This window comes from Streptomyces sp. NPDC001315 (genome assembly GCF_042896175.1).
Classification (GTDB): Bacteria; Actinomycetota; Actinomycetes; order Streptomycetales; family Streptomycetaceae; genus Streptomyces.
In genome coordinates this window covers 1-1,627 of the sequence record NZ_JBIAWZ010000058.1, presented here as the reverse complement: position 1 = coordinate 1,627, position 1,627 = coordinate 1, and the positions used below count along the sequence as shown (strand labels likewise).

1 protein-coding gene is annotated in these 1,627 nt (G+C 68.1%); it reads right to left on the bottom strand.

Features of this window, described 5'->3' with window-relative positions; genetic code table 11:
- Positions 1–43: 43 nt before the first annotated feature.
- A partial coding sequence (locus tag ACFY16_RS43095) for an IS1182 family transposase (RefSeq protein ID WP_390652687.1) occupies positions 44–1,627 on the bottom strand: 1,584 nt, incomplete at its 5' end.

Below are 1,627 nucleotides of genomic sequence, written 5' to 3'. Positions count from 1 at the left end.
GACTCCGTTGAGAAATCCGTAAACCGGCTGCCGTGCCCGTGGGTCACGCGGTGAGTTCGAGGCGGGCCACGTGTGAGGTCCTGGTCCCGCCGAGCGGGGTTTCGGTCAGCCAGGCGTCGATTCGGACGATGTTGATCGCGGTGGCGGCGAGGACGTTGCCGAGGTGGGTCTTGGCGAGTCCCGTGTAGCGGGTGCGACGGATGCTGGTGCGGCGGACGGCTTGTGAGATCGTTCCTTCGACGCCTGCCCGGATGTCGTACCGCTTCTTCCACTCCTCGGTTTGCTGTTCCTGCCGGCGCTGTTCCAGAATTTTCTGCTGCTCACGCGGGAGCAGGGTCAGGCTGCGTCCGTAGCGGCCCTTCTCGGAGGCCCGAGTGCAGGCCGGTCGCAGTGGGCAGGGACGGCAGTCGGTGGCGGCGAACTGGACCCGGGTGATCGGGGTGCCGCTGGATTTGACCTGCTCAGACCAGCTGATGCTGACCGCGCCGCGGGGGCAGACCGCCTTGCGCCGGTCCCAGTCGATGCTGAACGCCCGCTGGGAAAGATCCGGGCCGACGTCGTCCTGCTTGCCGTGGTGTGTATCCAGGCCAACCGGCCCCAGGAGCGTGATGCCGTGCTCGTCACGTGCGGCAAGGATGTGGGCGGCAGTCACGTAGCCGGCGTCCACCACGTGCTCGCCCGGCGCCAACCGGCGCTCATCCAGGTTCCGGTGAACGGTCTCGGTCATCTCGGCATCGTCGACGGTGGCGTCCGTCGTCTCCACGCTCGTGATCACATGGGGCCCATCCGGCTCGCAGGTCTCGGTCAGGTGGGTTTTGTAGCCGCACCAGCCCGAACCCCGCTTCATGCCGTAGCGGGCGCCGAGGTCATAGGGCGAGGACAGCCGATATCTGGCTGGCGGGAGGTCCTTGCCCTCCCGCCAGCGCACCTCCTCGCCGTCGCGGTGGTACTGCTCTACCCAGGCCCGGCGCAGGACCTGGACGGCGGGGACCTCACGTAACCAGGCAGGTGCCTGGGGTGCATAGACGGCCTCCAGGACGGTGAAGCCGTCGAGGCCCACCTGCCTGGCCCACTCCTGGCGGACATTGTCGCCCTTGGGGAAGCGGTAGGAGTCGATCCGGGCGCCGTAGCGTTTGACCCAGTCGGCGGTGACCAGCGGCGACAGCCATGCCGGGGAGGCGGCGGCCAGGGCTTCCAGCGCCGCGCGCAGGGTCTCGCCGACGAACTCCATCCGGTTCAGCGTCCGCACGGCCGCCAGGACATGGGTGGAGTCGGTGCGCTGACGGCCCCCGGAACGCAGCAGCCCGAGGTCAGAGATCCGCTCCAGGACCAGGTCAAGGACTTTTTCCTCCAGGCCGTGCTCGATCAGCCGGGCGCGGAAGTCGCTCAGCACGGAGAAATCGAACCCTGAATCGTCCAGTTCCAGGCCGAGGAGAAACTTCCAGTCCATACGGGCCCGCACCTGGTCAGCGGCCTGCCGGTCGGTCAGTCCCTCGGCGTATTGCAGCACCGACACCAGCGCCAGCGCCCCCGGCGACACCGCCGGACGACCCCGTGACGAAAACGCCTCAGCGAAGGAATCGTCTTCGAACAGCGGGCCCAGCACTTCACGCACGCGGACAGCCAG